The organism is Rahnella perminowiae (assembly GCF_019049695.1).
GTDB lineage: Bacteria > Pseudomonadota > Gammaproteobacteria > Enterobacterales > Enterobacteriaceae > Rahnella > Rahnella perminowiae.
In genome coordinates this window covers 32001-49635 of the sequence record NZ_JAFMOT010000162.1, presented here as the reverse complement: position 1 = coordinate 49635, position 17635 = coordinate 32001, and the positions used below count along the sequence as shown (strand labels likewise).

The window sequence follows — 17635 nt, the reverse complement described above, 5'->3', positions numbered from 1 at the left end:
GAAAGCCGGAATTGATTCATCAGAGCAGGAAAATGGTGGCGAGGCCGAGGAAAATGAAAAATCCGCCGGTGTCTGTCAGCGCGGTAATCATGACACTCGAACCGACTGCCGGGTCCCGGCCAAGACGCACCATGGTCAGCGGGATCACGACGCCCATCAGTGCGGCCAGCAGCAAATTCAGTACCATCGCCAACGTCATCACGGCACCCATTTGCCAGTCACCGTAGAGCAGCCAGGTGACGACCCCCATTAATCCGCCCCACACAAGGCCGTTGATCAGCGCCACGCCCAGTTCCCTGAACATCAGGAATTTCAGATTGCCGAGCTGTACGTGGTGCAACGCCAGCCCGCGCACAATCATAGTGATGGTCTGATTACCGGTATTCCCGCCGATACCGGCAACAATGGGCATCAGCGCGGCCAGTGCAACGAGCTGTGAAATCGTGTGTTCAAACAGGCCAATCACGCGGGAAGCCACAAACGCCGTACACAGATTGATGGCCAGCCATGCCCAGCGATTACGTACAGCTTTGGTCACCGGCGAGAAAACATCTTCTTCAGGACTTAACCCCCCCATACGGCGTAAGTTGCTGTCGGTGTCGTTATTGACGAAATCAACAATTTCTTCCACCGTCAGGCGCCCCATCAGTTTTCCTTTTTTATCCACGACGGCAGCGGTGATCAGATCGTAGCGCTCGAACGCACTGGCTGCATCCTCCGCTTTATCCTCCGGTTCAAAGCTCGTGAGTTCGGTGATCATCACATCAGAAACCAGCGTATGCGGCGGGTTCAGTAAAATGGTAGTCAGCGGCAATTCGCCGATCAGCGTATTTTTCCGGTCAGTGATAAAGACTTTGTCGGTTGCCTGGGGAATTGATTTGCGTGATCGGAGAAAGCGCTGAACGGTGCCCAGTGAGACATCCGGACGAACGGTCAGTAACTCGAAATCCATAATGCGGCCAACGCATTCTTTACTGAATTTCATGACTTCACGGACTTTGTCGCGCTGGCGCGGATCCAGCGAAGTCAGTACGCGGCCAATCAGGTCGCGGGGCAGATACTCCGCCAGATAAACCTGATCATCGACATCCAGCAGTGACATGGTTTTGAGCAAATCTTTATCGCTCATTTCTTCGATCAGGCTGTCCCAGACCGTTTCTGAGACTTCCACCAGTGCTTTGCCGCGCGCAGCAGGTTCTACCAGCCGCCAAAGCGCCAGACGCTCCCGTATCGGCAAGGCTTCCAGTACGTCCGCCACGTCAGCGGCATGAAGATTTTTTACCCGCGAGGTCAGCTCGGCGGTGTTGTCCATCAGTTGTGCACGCGTGTCGTCATCGACGTCCGGTTCCTCGCCCAGAATACTGTCGGCGAGGTCATCGGTGTTCAGAAGGAGATCGAGGATCCTGCTGCGGCTTTCAGCCAGCTTCTGGCCGTAATTTTTCGGTTTTTCACCAGGCATTTGAGATCCTTAGTCCTTTGAATAACGGCAGGTTTTCAACGTTCCGGTACAGGTTTTTTCAGGAGCCGGTTCCTGTGGCCCCACAGTTTGCGTATCGGTCAGGGTTTGTTTTTGATCCTGATGATGTGAATACGCGCCGATAGCGGAGTAGACCAGACGTCCGAACAAAATAATGAAGCTTATCGCTAAAACGATTTTCGTTATTCTGATGTTGGTTTTTCGAGACATAATTTAATCGCTTAAGTAAATCGTTGCTACGGTGAAGGAATGAAGACATGCAAATGATAACGTTTACAATATATAGCACATCTAAACAGGCGGCCAGATAATCGGATTAAGAACAAAACGTGCGGTATTATCTTTTATACAACTGACAAAAACGCATCCTTTTCCTTATTCATGGGAATGATCTCATTAAATAATCTATACATTTTATTTTGTTAATCACGCGATGAATTTGTTTGAGATGAATTTCAGCCAAATCATAAAGATTGTGTTTATTGATATGCATCAAGGGATTTAAGATGGGGCACATTAGAATCCAGTCATATTTTAAAAGTGATGTCCCGACCTCCGCTGTATTCTTTTTTCTTCTGCGCTTTTTCTGTGAGATGACGTTTTTACAACGATAATTGAGGACGCGACCCGTAGCCACCGTCATCGGACTGCCAGTCTGACGTCAGTTATACTTTGAACCCTTCATTGCGGCATGAAATTCATGCACAAAACTTAGATGGACTTGATGCATAAAATTTTTTCCAGGCACAACATGCGCCATAAATGGTGGGGACTCCCCGTAATTTGTGCGCTGGTGCTGATCCCGGTGACCTCGTGGCTTTCTCCGATGATCTCCCTGCCGGATGGCCGCACTTATCTTATTTATATGCCGATGGCGACCTGTGTCGCGTTGCTGATGGTGTTTGACTGGGCTGCATTACCTGGCATCGTCCTGACGCTTTTCCTGCGTTATTACCTGCGGGTTGGGGTCGAGATGGGCATGCTGATGACGGTAATTTACTTCACCGCGCTGTCCCTGGCCTGGCTGGGTTATCGCTGGCAGGCGGGCAGCCGCTGGTCCGCACCGCTCGGGCTGATGAATCTGGCGAAGGCCCGCGTAGGCTGGTTGGTGATTTTCCTGACGTTATTTTTCGTCATTGTGCTGCAGGTTGTGATTGAAAGCGGGTTACTGCCCGGTTATCTCGGCATGGCGACACGGGATTTTGTTACGCTCAGGACGCTGGTCAATTTACAGGCATTGATCCTCGGCATTCTGCTTAACTCTCATGTGATTTATCTGGTGTTACGCATTATCCGTAAGCCGCATTATTTACGTATGATATGCATGAGGCTGCGAAAAGAGCAATCAGCGGGCGTGAGATTTGCTGAAATTGTGCTGTGGTTTACGGTTCTGGTGTTTATGGTCACGCTGCTGTGCCTGCCGGGGATGAGTGAACCGTTCATGAAGATTTTACTCAGCGATTACACGCTGACGCTACTGTTCCCGGTATTGCTGTTTGGGGCATGGCGCTACGGTTATTACTTTATCAGTATTGTCTGGACCCTCACCCTGACGGTTTTATTTCACTACTATCAGGGGTTTATTTCCGGGAACGGCTTTATTCATAATCTGGTGTTCGTCTCCGCCCTGATGCTGGTTTATACCATCACGTTGTTACTGATGGCGGCTATCGCCTCACGGCAGCGTTTGCTGATGAAAAGATCCAGTGCCGCCGCCTTGCAGGACCCGGTGTTTGGCCTGCCTAACCTGCGTGCCTTCAACCGTGATCTGGCGCGCTATCCGCGTTCCATGCTCTGTTTTATCCGCGTCTCCGATATGGATGTGTTAAGCCGTAATTACGGCATGCAGTTACGTATTCAGTTCAAACAACAACTGGCGCTCGGGCTGAAGCCTTATCTGCAGAAGGGGGAGCAGGTTTATCATTTGCCGGGTTATGATCTGGTCTTGCGGCTTAACTGCGAAGATGCGGATAAAAAACTGCAGAATTTGCATGACTATCTGGAAGATTTCCGTCTCATCTGGAACGGTTTACCGCTGCATCCCAACATTGGTTTATCTTACTGTACGGTGTATTCGCCGGTGGAACATCTGCCGGTTTTACTGGGCGAACTGAGCGGGATTGCCGAAGTTTCCCTGACCACCGGACAGCCGGAATCGAATAAAAACGATCACACTCAGGTACAACTGGAGATCAGAGAGAAGGTCGAGATGCTGCACAAAATCCAGCGGGCACTGGATGACGATCGTTTTGTGCTGATGGCGCAACCGATCTTCGGGGTACGCGGCGACAGTTATCATGAAATTCTGCTGCGCATGTCAGATGGTGCGCATGAAACGCTGATCACACCGGATAAGTTCCTGCCGGTGGTGCATGAATTTGGTTTGTCGTATCAGCTGGATATGTGGGTGCTGAAACATACGCTGATGTTTATCAATCAAAACCGTGTCCGTCTGCCAAGCCTGCGTTTTGCGGTGAATTTCACACCTTCGACGTTGTGCCGGCCGACATTTACCCGCGATTTTAAAGCACTCATGCTGGAATATGAGGTGGAACCGTTCCAGATTGTGCTGGAGGTGACTGAATCTCATCTGCTACAGAATATGAAATATGCTGACCTGGCGATGCGGGAATTACGTTCTTATGGTTGCCGCATTGCGATTGATGACTTCGGTACCGGCTATGCCAGTTATGGTCGTCTGAAGGCTATCCAGGCTGATATTCTGAAAATTGACGGCAGCTTCGTGCGCAATATGCTCACTGATTCGCTGGATGCCTACATTGTGCAGTCGATCTGTCAGGTGGCGCGCATGAAGCATTTATCGATTGTGGCGGAGTATGTAGAAACTGAAGACCAGAAAACCGCGCTGCATGCGCTGGGTGTGGATTACATGCAAGGTTATCTGGTGGGTAAACCGGAGCCGTTAAAGACACTACTTGAACTCCCGGGCGCCTGAAACTGAACGGCAGCCGGAGAAAAAAGCCCTCTGCGCATCAGATGCCAGAGGGCTTTTTTATTGCAGCGAAACGGTTAGTTTTCCGCAATGCCGTCTTCTTCCTCAAGCATCAGTTTCCAGCCTGTGACGTCATCCCAGTAACTTTGCTCTTTTTCGAAATCCAGCTGAACCAGGTTATTCTGCGCCAGATATCCGGCCGGGAAACGCAGCGTCCAGTGATTATCATCGGTGGATAACCGCAGGGATTCAGGCGTTGTCGTCGACTGACGCTGGTTATTGAGCAATGCGCCTAAGCGCAGAAGCTGAATCAGCGGAATGTAGTGCTTCTTCTTGAACAAATTCAGGCGCGGCAGTTCTTCTAGCTTGATGGCTTTGCGGTGGAAACGTACCAGTGTGGCCAGCAGCGTTTGCTGTTCCTGGTTGAACCCCGGCAAGTTAGTATTTTGCAAAATATACGAGGAATGACGGTGCATGCCGGTGTGGTTAATACTCAGACCGACCTCATGCAACATGGCGCTGAATTTCAACAGTGATTCCAGCTGCGGCTGCACCAGCTTGGTATTTTGCGCCAGCCATTGTGCATACAATTGCTCGGTCGTATCCAGCACGCGGCGAGCCTGTTCCCGGTCAATGTTATAATGCTCAGCCAGGCTTTTCGCGGTACGGGTACGGATATCCTGATGACGGAAGCGGCCTTCCATTTCATACAGCACTCCTTCACGCAGCGCACCGTCCGAAAGACGCAGCTCTTTGACCGCCAGCGCATCAAACACGCCGCGCAGAATGGCCAGACCCGGTACAAAAACCGATTGCCTGTCTTCCGATAAACCCGGTAAATCCAGTGCGCTGAAATGCTTGAAGTTCAGTACTGCTTCGGTCAGCATTTCCAGCCGTTCAGGGGTAATTAAGCCGTCTTTCTCGCCCATGGCGACCAGGACTTCATGTGCTGCTTTAATACTGCCGGATGCACCCAAAGCATACTGCCAGCCTTGCAGCCTGTATTGCCACGCCAGAGTTTCCAGCTTTTGCGCGGCGGCAAGCTGCGCACGTTTGAAATTACTGCGACTGATTTCGCCATTGGGGAAAAACATCTGCGCAAAACTGACGCAGCCCATACGGCGGCTTTCGGCCAGCAATGGCTCGAAATCCTCTCCGATGACCAGTTCTGTTGAACCGCCACCGATATCGACTACCAGCTTGCGGCCTTTTTCAGGCTGGGTATGTTCAACACCCATAAAAATAAGTCGTGCCTCCTCCTGCCCGGAAATAATTTCAATCGGGTAGGGGATGACTTCTTTGGCGCGCTTGAGAAACTCCTCGGCATTCACTGCCTGACGCAGCGTATGCGTGCCGACGATAGTGACGTTATTTTCCGCAAACCCCTGCAGGCGTTCGGCGAATAAAGCCAGGCAATCCAGCCCGCGTTGAATGGCTTCTTCACTGAGCACATTTTTAGCGTCGAGGCCATCGGCCAGATGAACGCGTTGTTTCAGGCGTCCGAGGACCTGTAGCGCGCCGTTGACGACGCGGGCAATGACCATATGGAAACTGTTCGACCCGAGATCGATGGCCGCAATTTCCTGTGGTTTAGCATTCAGTGGGCTGCTTTTAAGGGGCATAATGGTATAACGCTCCAGGGGTTCAGGCTTGCTGACTTTGTTGTTCCAGCTCTTTGAGATATTCATAAATCGCCAGTTGCGCACGAACTTTGCGGCGATTTCCGCGTGGAACATACCGGTTGCTCAGTTCTTTATCAATCACTCTGGCTTTTACTGTGTCACTAAACAGCAGTTCAAGGATATCCAGAACGCGCTGTTTCAGACGCGGATCGAGCAGGGCAACGGCCACTTCAATACGGTAATCAATATTACGTGTCATCCAGTCGGCAGAAGACAGGAAGACTTTCGTCTCGCCGCCGTTTTCAAAGACATACACGCGATCGTGTTCCAGATAACGGTCAATGATACTGGTGACCTGAATATTTTCACTAAAACCAGGCAAATTCGGTACCAGTGAGCACATGCCGCGGATCAGCAGACGGATTTTCACCCCGACGTTTGACGCCACGTAGAGACGGTCAATCAGCCCTTTATCCACCAGGTTGTTGATTTTTAAAGTAATGCCGCCGGTACCTCCTGCCTGCACGTTGGCAATTTCACGGTCAATCAAACGGTAAAGCATGTCGCGTGAGTTTTGCGGTGACACCATCAGATGCTCGAACGACACCGGGCGGTACGGGTTTTCAATAAAGTTGAAGACACGTCGGACTTCGTTGGTGATCCTCGCATCGGCGGTGAGCAGTGAATAGTCGGTATAAAGCCGCGCTGTTTTCTCGTTAAAATTACCGGTCCCGATATGAGCATAGCGGACAATTTCATCGCCTTCCCGGCGGGAAATAAGAAAGAGTTTTGCGTGAATTTTCAGACCCGGCGCAGAGAAAATAACGTGCACACCGGCTTCCGTCAGGCGTTTCGCCCAGTGAATATTCGCTTCTTCATCAAAGCGCGCCTGCAGTTCGACGACCACCGTGACTTTCTTACCGTTGTGGGCAGCGTGAATCATCGATTCGATGATGCGGGAATCTTTCGCCACGCGGTAGATATTGATTTTTATCGACAGCACGTTCGGATCGAAAGATGCCTGACGCAACAGTTCCAGTACATGCTCAAATGTGTGGTACGGATAATACAGCAGTACGTCTTGTTCACGGATCGCCGCAAAGCCGTTGCGGAATTTGTCGAACCACAAATGGCGCAGACGGGGGAGCGGACGGTTCACCAGATTGGCTTTGCCAACATTCGGGAAGCCAATGAAATCTTTGAAATTGTGGTAACGGCCACCGGCGATTACCGAATCATAATTGGAGATACCGAGTTTACCGCGCAGCAGCTCCACCATTTCATCCGGCATATCGCGCTGGTAAACGAAACGTACCGGTTCGGCGGTCAGACGCTGTTTCAGACTCGATGACATCAGCTCCAGCAGGCTCGATTCCATTTCCGTGACCAGATCATATTCAGCATCGCGGGTCATTTTCATTGAGTACGCATTCAGCGCATCGTAATCGAAGAAGCCTTTAAAAATATCATCCAGACAATAACGCAGAATGTTATCCAGCAGAATCATTGGCTTACGGCGGCGCGGTGCTTCCGGTGGCAAGTTAACGAAACGCGGCACTTTATCGGACGGAATTTCGAGCAGCGCGTAGTGGATCTCTTCGCCGCGGATAATTTCAACCGCCAGATAGGTGTAATCGTCTTTAAGGAATTGCACCAGGTTGGTGTCGTGATTAATCAGAATCGGTGTGATGTACTGGCGCAGATGATGTTTGAAATACTGGCGCAGCCAGGCTTGCTGGTTTTCGGAAACCTGACGTTCGTTAATAAGGAAAATCTGATTACGCGCCATTTCCAGAAGCAAGTCGTTGTAAAGGCTGTCGAACTCCTGATCAATGCGCAGCACCTTGGCCTGGATTTTTTTCAGTAAATGGCGGGACGCGCCCAGAAAACCTTGTTCTTCGCTGATGAGGATCCGTCTTTTTAAATCGGCGAAACGAACTTTATAAAATTCATCCAGGTTATTGGAATAGATCCCTAAAAAACGCATCCGTTCGATCAGGGGATTGCTTTTGTCAGCCGCTTCTTGCAACACGCGCTCATTGAAGGACAGCCAGCTTAGTTCTTTCTCGATATAAAGCTTTTCCTGACCCATTTTCACTCCGTTCATTTAGCTTGCAACCTGGCCCATACAGGCAAATTTGCCTGAAAACACCGCAATATAGCTCAACATATTCTTCGTGTTGCCCGCTTTTTAAGCGGCCAGCGCAGCAGGAAGCCATCTGTGAGAGGGGCCTAGTGTCTACTATCAATATTGCGAAAGATTGACAGGAAAGTCCAACATAACAAAGGATGATTTCAGAAGAGTTTATAGCAGGGGAATTATTGCGAGAAAAAGGAGGACAAAGCCTTACATGTGAAGGAGTTCGTCTACCCTGACCGATACGCTTCATACTTCAGATCGCAGGTGCGTTGGCTCCGTTTGCTGACCCGCACCACTGACTTAAATCAGTGATGCGGGATTCACCCACTTGCCGCCTTCCTGCGAACCGAATTATTTTGGGTATAAATATTGAATAATATTTACCGCGCTAAATTAAATCGCGCTGGCACCCACCAGAGATTCAGGTTTGACCTGAGCAGGCTTGGTTTTGTATTTCGCCAGGAACTGAGGCTGGAAAATACACATGCGGATGGCGCTGCGATATTCGCCGTTCACAAAAAATTCCTGTTTCAGTTCCCCTTCAAGCTCGAACCCTAATTTGCTGTAAATATGGATCGCCTTTTTGTTTTCTTTATCCACAATTAAATACAGTTTGTAGAGGTTCAACACGGAGAAGGCATAATCCATCGCCAGACGGACGGCATCACCGGCAAAGCCTTTGCCCTGATGCTGCGGGTCAATAATGATCTGAAACTCCGCGCGGCGGTGAATATGATTAATTTCCACCAATTCGACCAGGCCGACCGGTCCGCTTTCGAATTCGATAATAAAGCGGCGCTCGCTTTGGTCATGGATATGCTTGTTATACAAATCGGTCAGTTCGACGAAGGCCTCGTAAGGTTCTTCAAACCAGTAACGCATGATGCTGGCGTTATTATCAAGACGATGAACAAACGACAGGTCGTCCTTTTCCAGTGGACGTAATCTGACGCTGTTATGGCTAAACATGGGGTGTTCCTCAACTATACAAGCCGTTTTATGAGGGTAACCTTCGTAAATATAAAATCTGAAACAACCGTGGTTCAGATGAAGGTCGGCGCACAAACGACGTTTAAACGTGCACCGGGACGGGCATTATATCGGGCGAAATGTAAACAAATGTCAAATAACGGAAAATAAAAAACCGGCACGTGGCCGGTTTATAGTGAAATCGTGATGCAATGACAGATTAATCTTCCGCGTATCCACGTTCAGAAAGTGGATGGTTATCCAGCAGTGCCTGGCCGTTTTGCAGCGACAAACGTCCCTCAACAAACCAACTGACCACCAGCGGATAAATGCTGTGTTCCTGCGTTTGCACGCGGGCGATCAGATCTTCTTCGGTATCCTCAGTAAACACCGGTACCTTAGCCTGTAAAATTACCGGACCCCCGTCGAGTTCTTCAGTCACGAAATGCACGGACGTACCGTGTTCCGCATCCTGATTTTCAATGGCCTGACGGTGTGTATGCAGACCCGGATATTTTGGCAGCAGGGAAGGGTGAATGTTGATCATGCGACCGGCAAAGCGCCGGACGAATTCAGCGGTCAGAATACGCATATAACCGGCAAGTACCACCAGATCAGGCTGGTAACTTTGGATAGCATCGGCAAGCGCAACGTCAAACGCCGTACGGTCTTCATAGGCTTTAACATCCAGCGCATGCGCGGGAATATTGGCTGAACGGGCTCTTTCAAGCCCGTATGCCGCTGCTTTATTGCTGAAGACCGCACAAAGCGTTGCATTGATTCGTCCCTGCTGGCAGGCATCGATCAGGGCCTGTAAATTGCTTCCCTCGCCCGATACCAGAACCACAATCCTTTTCATTTTCCTACCCGTCATCAGTCAGTTGTTTTACTGGTTTTATTCAATAATCACGCGTTCAGCGGCATCAGAGGCTTTAATGTAGCCAATTTTCCACGCTTTTTCGCCGTTATCGTTCAGTAATGCAATCGCCTGATCGGCCAGTTCTGCAGGAAGTGCCACCAGCATGCCGACACCACAGTTAAAGGTGCGGTACATTTCATGACGGCTGACGTTACCGGCGGTTTGCAACCAGGTAAAGACATCCGGCCACTGCCAGCTTGATTCATCGATAATCACCTGCGTGTTGTCCGGCAATACGCGGGGGATATTTTCCCAGAAGCCGCCACCGGTCAGATGGACGATGCCGTGAACATCCACGTTTTCGATCAGGTTCAGGATCGATTTCACGTAAATTTTGGTCGGTGCGAGCAAATGATCAGCCAGCGGTTTGCCTGCCAGATCGGTGGTTTCCGGGTCGGTCTTGCTGACTTCCAGAATTTTGCGCACCAGAGAATAACCGTTAGAATGCGGGCCACTGGCGGCCAGACCAATCAGCACATCCCCGTCAGCCACTTTGCTGCCGTCGATGATTTCTGATTTTTCCACCACGCCCACGCAGAAGCCTGCCACGTCGTAATCTTCGCCGTGATACATGCCCGGCATTTCAGCGGTTTCACCGCCAACTAACGCACAGCCAGACTGTTTACAGCCTTCTGCGATACCCGTGATCACGCTGGCAGCCGTATCGACGTCCAGTTTGCCGGTAGCGTAATAATCGAGGAAGAACAGGGGTTCGGCGCCCTGAACGATCAAATCGTTGACGCACATCGCGACCAGGTCGATACCGATAGTATCGTGGCGTTTCAAATCCATCGCCAGACGCAGCTTGGTGCCAACGCCGTCGGTACCCGATACCAGCACGGGTTCACGATATTTTTGCGGCAGCGCGCAGAGGGCACCAAAACCGCCCAGTCCACCCATGACTTCAGGGCGGCGAGTCTGTTTTACTACACCTTTAATGCGGTCTACCAATGCGTTACCGGCATCGATATCTACGCCTGCGTCTTTATAGCTGAGAGAGGTTTTGTCGGTCACTGCGAAGTCCCCACGGCGGTTTGGGTTGGTGGTTGAAGAATAAAGCGGGGCAATTCTAACAGTGCAAGCAAACGTTTGCGAGCGCCTTATTCGATGAGGGATTTTAGGCTGTCTATACTCTAACCGGGTTAGTGATGATCCAGATCAGGCTATTTGGTATGGCGTTCAAAAAAAATGGCGTTATAATCTCGCGATTTTTTTTTGCAGCTCAACCACCTTAGGAGAATAAATAATGAAGATCGTCGAGGTGAAACACCCGCTGGTGAAACACAAGCTGGGCCTGATGCGTGAAAATGACATCAGCACGAAACGTTTTCGCGAACTGGCTTCTGAGGTGGGGAGTCTGCTGACGTATGAAGCGACTGCCGATTTAGAAACTGAAAAAGTGACGATCGAAGGCTGGAATGGCCCGGTCGAAATTGATCAAATCAAAGGCAAGAAAATTACCGTAGTGCCTATCCTGCGCGCCGGTCTGGGCATGATGGAAGGCGTACTGGAGCACGTTCCAAGCGCGCGTATCAGCGTAGTCGGCGTATACCGTGATGAAGAAACCCTGAAACCTGTGCCGTATTTCCAGAAGCTGGTTTCTAACATTGAAGAACGTCTGGCTCTGGTGGTTGATCCGATGCTGGCGACCGGGGGGTCTATGATTGCGACCATCGACCTGCTGAAAAAAGCTGGCTGCCAGAGTATTAAAGTCCTGGTGCTGGTTGCCGCACCGGAAGGGATCGCCGCTCTGGAAGCTGCGCACCCGGACGTTGAGCTGTACACCGCCTCGGTGGATCAGGGGCTCAATGATAAAGGCTACATCATCCCGGGGCTCGGTGATGCGGGCGACAAGATATTTGGTACGAAATAAGTTATTAGCCGACTGAGAAGTCGGCTTTTTTTTGCTCGTCATACTTCAGGCTGCGGATGCGTTGGCTGTGCCTGTTCACCCTGAGCGCATAATTATCTGTGCCTCCGGGGCTTACGGATTGGCCGCCTTTCTGCAACCCGAATTATGCAGAGCAAAAGGTTCTGTTTAACACAACATCACAAACACCTTTGAGAGGATCACATTCATGACCCGTCGTGTCATCGGGGTAAGCGAACGTCCGCCATTGCTGCAGACGATTCCCCTGAGTTTCCAGCATCTGTTTGCCATGTTTGGTGCCACCGTTCTGGTGCCTATTCTGTTCAAGATCAACCCGGCAACAGTGCTGCTGTTCAATGGCATAGGGACTTTGCTGTATTTATTTGTCTGTAAAGGGAAGATACCCGCCTACCTCGGCTCAAGTTTTGCGTTTATTTCTCCGGTGCTGTTGCTGTTGCCGATGGGGTATGAAGTGGCGCTGGGCGGCTTTATTGCCTGTGGTCTGTTGTTTTGTCTGGTGGCGCTGATTGTTAAGAAAGCCGGGATTGGCTGGATTAACGTGATGTTCCCTCCGGCGGCAATGGGCGCAATTGTAGCCGTTATCGGGCTGGAGCTGGCGGGTGTGGCGGCGAACATGGCGGGGTTGCTGCCTGCTGATGGCGCTGCGGTGGATTCCACCACCATTACCATTTCGCTGGTGACGCTGGCCGTGACTATTCTCGGTTCCGTATTGTTCCGCGGCTTCCTGGCGATTATCCCGATCCTGATTGGCGTGCTGGTGGGTTATGCGCTGTCGTTCTTCATGGGCGTGGTGAATGTTTCTGCCATTGAAAACGCGCACTGGTTCGCGCTGCCAACCTTCTATACGCCACGTTTTGAATGGGTCGCTATCCTCACGATCCTGCCTGCGGCGCTGGTTGTTATTGCCGAACACGTCGGGCATCTGGTTGTGACGGCAAACATTGTGAAGAAAGATTTGCTGCGTGATCCTGGCCTGCACCGTTCGATGCTGGCTAACGGCCTGTCGACCGTGTTATCCGGTTTTTTTGGTTCAACGCCAAACACCACGTATGGTGAAAATATCGGCGTCATGGCCATCACCAAGGTCTACAGTACCTGGGTGATCGGCGGCGCGGCTATCCTCGCCATTCTGCTTTCCTGTATCGGCAAACTGGCGGCGGCAATCCAGGCCGTTCCGGTGCCCGTGATGGGGGGCGTTTCTTTGCTGCTGTACGGCGTGATTGGCGCATCCGGTATCCGCGTGCTGATTGAATCGAAGGTTGATTACAACAAAGCGCAGAATCTGATCCTGACGGCGGTGATCCTGATTATCGGTGTCAGTGGCGCGAAGATCCACATTGGTGCGGCAGAGCTGAAAGGTATGGCGCTGGCAACGATCGTGGGCATTTTCCTGAGTCTGTTGTTCAAAGTGATCGAGATTTTCCGTGGTGAAGAACAGATCATTGATGTTGATGATGAGCGGGAAAATCCGCCGGTCTGATCCGGGCGTTTTTAAGTCAATCCCTGACCGGCGGGCGCATAACCCGCCGGTCGGGTGCTCGGATCGCAAGCGGTTGCACCGGGCACAGTTCATTTCACCGCGGATCCTTGCTAGAATTCGGCAGTTCTTTTTTTTGACGTGACAACATCTGCGGTCATCATGCCGCTTTGGTTGAGGTGCTTCTGAATACGCCGGCACAGCTTTCCCTGCCACTTTATCTTCCCGATGATGAAACCTTTGCCAGTTTTTATCCGGGGGAAAACCCTTCTCTGCTTTCTGCCATTCAGAGCGCATTGCATCAGGAACACGGCACCTATATTTATTTCTGGTCACGCGAAGGCGGTGGCCGCAGCCATTTGCTGCATGCGGCTTGTGCTGAATTATCACAACGCGGTGAAGCGGTCGGTTATGTGCCGCTGGATAAACGCGCTTATTTTGTGCCTGAAGTCCTGGACGGTATGGAACATCTGGCGCTGGTTTGTATCGACAATATTGAAGGCATTGCCGGTGATGATGAATGGGAGGCGGCTGTTTTTCATCTCTATAACCGCATTCTTGAAACGGGTCGTACGCGCCTGTTTATTACCGGCGATCGTCCTCCGCGTCAGCTGAATCTCAGTCTGCCGGATCTGGCCTCCCGTCTGGACTGGGGACAAATCTACAAACTTCAGCCGCTTTCCGATGAAGAAAAGCTTCAGGCATTGCAGTTGCGCGCTAAACTGCGCGGCTTTGAACTGCCGGAAGACGTGGGCCGTTTTCTGCTTAAGCGTCTCGACCGGGAAATGCGTACGCTGTTTATGACCCTTGATCAGCTCGATCGCGCTTCTATTACGGCGCAGCGGAAATTGACAATCCCGTTTGTGAAAGAAATTCTCGGGCTGTAACGGGAAGGAATGTCCGGGTTCGTTAGCTGAACCCGAACGGAAAGCGGGGGGTTATAAAATCTCTTTCACCTGCTCCGGCGGACGCCCTAAACGCGCCTTGCCGTTGGCTACCACAATCGGACGTTCAATCAGCCGCGGGTGATCAGCCATTGCCTGTAAAAGCGCGTCCTCGCTCAGATGAGCATCCTTCAGATTCATGTCCTTGTAAATTTGCTCGCCCTTACGCATCAGTTCGCGTGCTGAGCTAAAGCCCAGCAGCCCGAGCAGTTCCTTAAGCTTATCCACAGACGGCTGCGTTTCCAGATATAAAATCACTTCCGGTTCAATGCCTTCTGCTTCCAGCAATTTCAGGGTTTCGCGGCTCTTTGAACATGCCGGATTATGATAGATTGCGACATCGTGTTGCATAAGATTTCCTCCATTCTGGCCCTGGGATCAGCCTTTCTGATACTGACGGAACCGTTGCTGTAACTGACGAAGCTGATCGATTCGTGCATCGTAACGGGCCTGTTCCAGACTGCCTAATTTTTGTAATGCGCTGGCATTGCTCAGCATCTCAATCGCCTGATCCAGACGTCCGACTAACGCCATGCTTTCTGCCCGGGCAGCCAGTTCCTGCGCACGCAGTCCTTGTGCCGCAGCGGCCTGAGACAACAAATCCCAGCCATTCGGATCGCCCGGATAATTAAAAGTATAGCGGTTGAGAATTTTCATGGCATTGGCGGGTTTGGCGCCCTCAAGGTAGGCGTTGGCCAGGTTGAGTTGCAGCACGGCGTTGGAACTACTGGCCGCACCGGCCTGTTCCAGACGCGCAATCGCCTGCGGTGCACGTTTGCTGTCGATATCATTATCGGTGGCTAAATCCAGCAACCATTCATTGCCCGGATACTGTATCAGCAACTGATCCAGTAAGGTCCGTGCCTGATCATTCTTCTTGGCTTTGTAAAATTGCAATGCACGGCCATATTTTGCCGCCAGTTGTTCACGGATATTGCCGTTACTCAGTTTTTGCAGATAGTCATCTGACAACGGGAAACTCTCGGAACCGTACATGCCCAAAATGCGCACTTTTGCCATCAGATAATCTTGTGAGGATTGCACAATCGGGTGCGGCATCTGGTTGGCGCGGTTACGGATATCGGCCAGGCGGCTGTCGGGAAGGGGGTGGGTCAGCAGCATTTCCGGCGGACGGGTCGAGTAACTTGCCTGATCCGCCAGTTTTTGCAGGAAGGCTGGCATAGCCTGCGGATCAAAACCGGAACGCTGTAAGACCTGAATGCCGATACGGTCAGCTTCCTGCTCATTGCCCTGCGTGAAACTGATCATGCCCTGTTGCGTGCCGGCCAGGGTACCGGTCAGTGCCGCCATGCCCATTTGCGGGCTGGCCATTGCCAGAAGAATCGACCCCAGCGCGCCCACCCAGGTGAGCGGGGCGTTACGTTGCTGGTCTTCCATCGCACGCGCCAGATGGCGCTGGGTTACGTGGGAAATTTCGTGCGCCATGACGGAGGCCAGCTGGCTTTCGTTATCGGTGTAACGGAACAGCGAAGAGTGAAGCACAACATTGCCGCCAAAAAAGGCAAAGGCGTTCAGCTCATCGTTATTAACGATGAAAAAATGGAACGGGGTGCGTACGGAATAGGCATGCGCCACCAGCCGTTGCCCCAGTTCGTTGATATACTGATTGAGCAGCGGATCGTTAATCAGCGGCGTGCTGGCGCGCATCTGACGGACATAAAAATCGCCCATCTGTAATTCCTGATTAATACTGAGCGTGCCGCCTGCGGTAGTGCCGATGTCCGGTAACTGGTCGCTCACCGGCGGAGCTAAGGGCGAGTTAATGCTTTTTGCGGGACCCGCGGGAGTTGACCAGAATGAACTGTCATCTGCACCGGCGGGCAGTATGGAACCCGCGAGCAGGCTACCCAGACACAGGGCAATCACTCTTTTTTTCAACCGCATAACCATAAACATTTGCTTCCCAATAAGTTAACCGCGATACCGATGAGCTTTACGAGCCTTTCTTTCGCGAACAGTCAGCCAGACTGTTATTTTCTTGCGCTTTTCTCTGCGCCGGTCTCTATAGTAGCTATCCGCGTGAGAGTTTAAAACACTCCGAAGCTACAGTTGTGTGACAACGAACTTTTTAAATAGTTACTTGTGTCTGAGCGCGCAGGGAACGAACAGCGCGCATATGCCGGACCCGAAATTACAGGAGCGTTTTCTTGATGTTGGATATGTTATTACAGTGGTATCGCCGTCGCTTTACGGATCCGCAGGCTATTGCGCTGCTGGCTATTCTGGTCGCAGGGTTCTGCATTCTCTATTTTCTCAACGGCATCCTTGCGCCGCTTCTGGTGGCGATGGTGCTCGCCTATTTGCTGGAATGGCCGACGGTTCGCCTGCAACATGTCGGGCTTTCCCGCACACTGTCGGTCAGCGTGGTGCTGATTATTTTCGCCGGGATTTTACTGCTCGGCATGTTCGTCATTGCACCGGTGACCTGGCAGCAGGGCGTGAACCTGATGACCGATTTACCGAGCATGCTGAACCGCTTTTATGATTTCGCCGCGACATTGCCGAAACGTTATCCTGCGCTGGTGGATGCGGGCATCATCGACATGATGGCAGAAAATATGCGCAGCAAATTATCCGGTCTGGGTGAATCAGTGGTGAAATATTCACTGGCCTCGCTGGTCGGTTTACTGACGCTGGCGATTTACCTGATTCTGGTACCGATGATGGTCTTCTTCCTGCTTAAAGATAAAGAGCAGATGCTGAATGCCGTGCGTCGCATACTGCCACGCGATCGTGGACTGGCCGGACAGGTCTGGGTGGAGATGAATCAGCAGGTCACCAACTATATCCGCGGCAAAGTGCTCGAGATGATTATCGTCGGTGTGGCCACTTATCTGGTGTTTTGGGTGATGGATCTGCATTATTCGCTGCTGCTGGCGGTGCTGGTCGGTGTATCGGTTCTGATTCCGTATATCGGCGCAATGCTGGTGACTATTCCGGTGGTCATTGTCGCGATGTTCCAGTGGGGACTGGGCGCGGATTTCTGGACGCTTTTTGTCGCCTATCTGGTGGTACAGGGTCTGGACGGGAATGTGATTGTGCCGTTGTTGTTCTCAGAAGCTGTTAATCTGCATCCGCTGGTGATTATTCTTTCTGTCGTGGTGTTTGGCGGTTTGTGGGGATTCTGGGGGGTATTCTTTGCAATACCGCTGGCGACGCTGGTCAAAGCTGTGGTTCACGTCTGGCCGGATGAATCACTGAACGAAACCCGGTGATTTATTA

14 protein-coding genes are annotated in these 17635 nt (G+C 51.4%); 5 read left to right on the top strand and 9 right to left on the bottom strand.

Annotation, left to right across the window (positions count from 1 at the left end):
• Nucleotides 1–19 precede the first annotated feature (19 nt).
• On the bottom strand, nt 20–1459 hold the full coding sequence (gene mgtE, locus J1781_RS06400; protein ID WP_217220977.1) for a magnesium transporter: 1440 nt from the start codon (nt 1457–1459) through the stop codon (nt 20–22).
• Between the two features lie 9 nt (nt 1460–1468).
• Entirely contained in the window at nt 1469–1687 is a 219-nt protein-coding gene (locus tag J1781_RS06395) for a YfgG family protein (protein ID WP_217220976.1), read from the bottom strand.
• A gap of 541 nt (nt 1688–2228) precedes the next feature.
• On the opposite strand from J1781_RS06395, the gene J1781_RS06390 reads away from it, so the two are divergent.
• A complete protein-coding gene (locus tag J1781_RS06390; protein WP_238483374.1) occupies nt 2229–4433 on the top strand; it encodes a sensor domain-containing phosphodiesterase in 2205 nt (734 codons plus the stop codon).
• A gap of 74 nt (nt 4434–4507) precedes the next feature.
• Here the strand turns inward: J1781_RS06390 and ppx are convergent, their stop codons facing one another.
• From ppx to purM, 5 genes are all read right to left on the bottom strand, one after another.
• Nucleotides 4508–6052, bottom strand: a complete 1545-nt coding sequence (gene ppx / locus J1781_RS06385) for an exopolyphosphatase (RefSeq protein WP_129955626.1) — start codon at nt 6050–6052, stop codon at nt 4508–4510.
• Nucleotides 6053–6074: 22 nt separating this feature from the next.
• Nucleotides 6075–8144 carry a polyphosphate kinase 1 gene (gene ppk1, locus J1781_RS06380; protein WP_129955600.1) on the bottom strand — a complete coding sequence of 690 codons (2070 nt, stop codon included), beginning with the start codon at nt 8142–8144 and terminating at the stop codon, nt 6075–6077.
• A gap of 441 nt (nt 8145–8585) precedes the next feature.
• A complete protein-coding gene (gene speG / locus J1781_RS06375; RefSeq protein ID WP_129955599.1) occupies nt 8586–9161 on the bottom strand; it encodes a spermidine N1-acetyltransferase in 576 nt (191 codons plus the stop codon).
• Between the two features lie 220 nt (nt 9162–9381).
• Nucleotides 9382–10020 carry a phosphoribosylglycinamide formyltransferase gene (purN, locus tag J1781_RS06370; protein WP_217233345.1) on the bottom strand — a complete coding sequence of 213 codons (639 nt, stop codon included), beginning with the start codon at nt 10018–10020 and terminating at the stop codon, nt 9382–9384.
• A 36-nt stretch (nt 10021–10056) separates the two neighbouring features.
• Nucleotides 10057–11094 (bottom strand): phosphoribosylformylglycinamidine cyclo-ligase, encoded by a 1038-nt coding sequence (purM, locus tag J1781_RS06365; protein WP_129955597.1) that lies wholly within the window; start codon nt 11092–11094, stop codon nt 10057–10059.
• Nucleotides 11095–11326: 232 nt separating this feature from the next.
• Between purM and upp the strand changes: the two genes are divergently transcribed.
• The 3 genes from upp (at nt 11327) to hda (ending at nt 14335) form a co-directional block, all read left to right on the top strand.
• Complete coding sequence (gene upp, locus J1781_RS06360; RefSeq protein ID WP_013576561.1) at nt 11327–11953, top strand: uracil phosphoribosyltransferase; 627 nt, start codon at nt 11327–11329, stop codon at nt 11951–11953.
• A 205-nt stretch (nt 11954–12158) separates the two neighbouring features.
• Nucleotides 12159–13451: a uracil permease gene (uraA, locus tag J1781_RS06355; protein ID WP_129955596.1), complete on the top strand. Its 1293-nt coding sequence runs from the start codon at nt 12159–12161 to the stop codon at nt 13449–13451.
• Between the two features lie 176 nt (nt 13452–13627).
• Entirely contained in the window at nt 13628–14335 is a 708-nt protein-coding gene (gene hda / locus J1781_RS06350) for a DnaA inactivator Hda (protein WP_013576559.1), read from the top strand.
• A 51-nt stretch (nt 14336–14386) separates the two neighbouring features.
• Here hda and arsC read toward each other — a convergent pair whose 3' ends face one another.
• A complete protein-coding gene (arsC, locus tag J1781_RS06345; protein ID WP_129955595.1) occupies nt 14387–14743 on the bottom strand; it encodes an arsenate reductase (glutaredoxin) in 357 nt (118 codons plus the stop codon).
• 27 nt (nt 14744–14770) lie between these two features.
• Nucleotides 14771–16303 (bottom strand): beta-barrel assembly-enhancing protease, encoded by a 1533-nt coding sequence (gene bepA / locus J1781_RS06340; RefSeq protein ID WP_165383774.1) that lies wholly within the window; start codon nt 16301–16303, stop codon nt 14771–14773.
• A gap of 260 nt (nt 16304–16563) precedes the next feature.
• Here bepA and J1781_RS06335 point away from each other — a divergent pair, with 260 nt between their 5' ends.
• The gene (locus tag J1781_RS06335; RefSeq protein ID WP_129955593.1) at nt 16564–17628 is read left to right on the top strand and encodes an AI-2E family transporter; all 1065 of its coding nucleotides are present in this window, start codon (nt 16564–16566) and stop codon (nt 17626–17628) included.
• The last annotated feature ends 7 nt before the right edge of the window (nt 17629–17635 follow it).

Bases quoted from the DNA above. Each gene is read 5' to 3' on its own strand.
- J1781_RS06395 (WP_217220976.1), bottom strand. From the start codon at position 1,687: ATGTCTCGAAAAACCAACATCAGAATAACGAAAATCGTTTTAGCGATA.
- J1781_RS06390 (WP_238483374.1), top strand. From the start codon at position 2,229: ATGCGCCATAAATGGTGGGGACTCCCCGTAATTTGTGCGCTGGTGCTG.
- uraA (WP_129955596.1), top strand. From the start codon at position 12,159: ATGACCCGTCGTGTCATCGGGGTAAGCGAACGTCCGCCATTGCTGCAG.
- purN (WP_217233345.1), bottom strand. From the start codon at position 10,020: ATGAAAAGGATTGTGGTTCTGGTATCGGGCGAGGGAAGCAATTTACAG.
- upp (WP_013576561.1), top strand. From the start codon at position 11,327: ATGAAGATCGTCGAGGTGAAACACCCGCTGGTGAAACACAAGCTGGGC.
- speG (WP_129955599.1), bottom strand. From the start codon at position 9,161: ATGTTTAGCCATAACAGCGTCAGATTACGTCCACTGGAAAAGGACGAC.
- mgtE (WP_217220977.1), bottom strand. From the start codon at position 1,459: ATGCCTGGTGAAAAACCGAAAAATTACGGCCAGAAGCTGGCTGAAAGC.
- ppk1 (WP_129955600.1), bottom strand. From the start codon at position 8,144: ATGGGTCAGGAAAAGCTTTATATCGAGAAAGAACTAAGCTGGCTGTCC.
- J1781_RS06335 (WP_129955593.1), top strand. From the start codon at position 16,564: ATGTTGGATATGTTATTACAGTGGTATCGCCGTCGCTTTACGGATCCG.
- arsC (WP_129955595.1), bottom strand. From the start codon at position 14,743: ATGCAACACGATGTCGCAATCTATCATAATCCGGCATGTTCAAAGAGC.
- bepA (WP_165383774.1), bottom strand. From the start codon at position 16,303: ATGGTTATGCGGTTGAAAAAAAGAGTGATTGCCCTGTGTCTGGGTAGC.
- ppx (WP_129955626.1), bottom strand. From the start codon at position 6,052: ATGCCCCTTAAAAGCAGCCCACTGAATGCTAAACCACAGGAAATTGCG.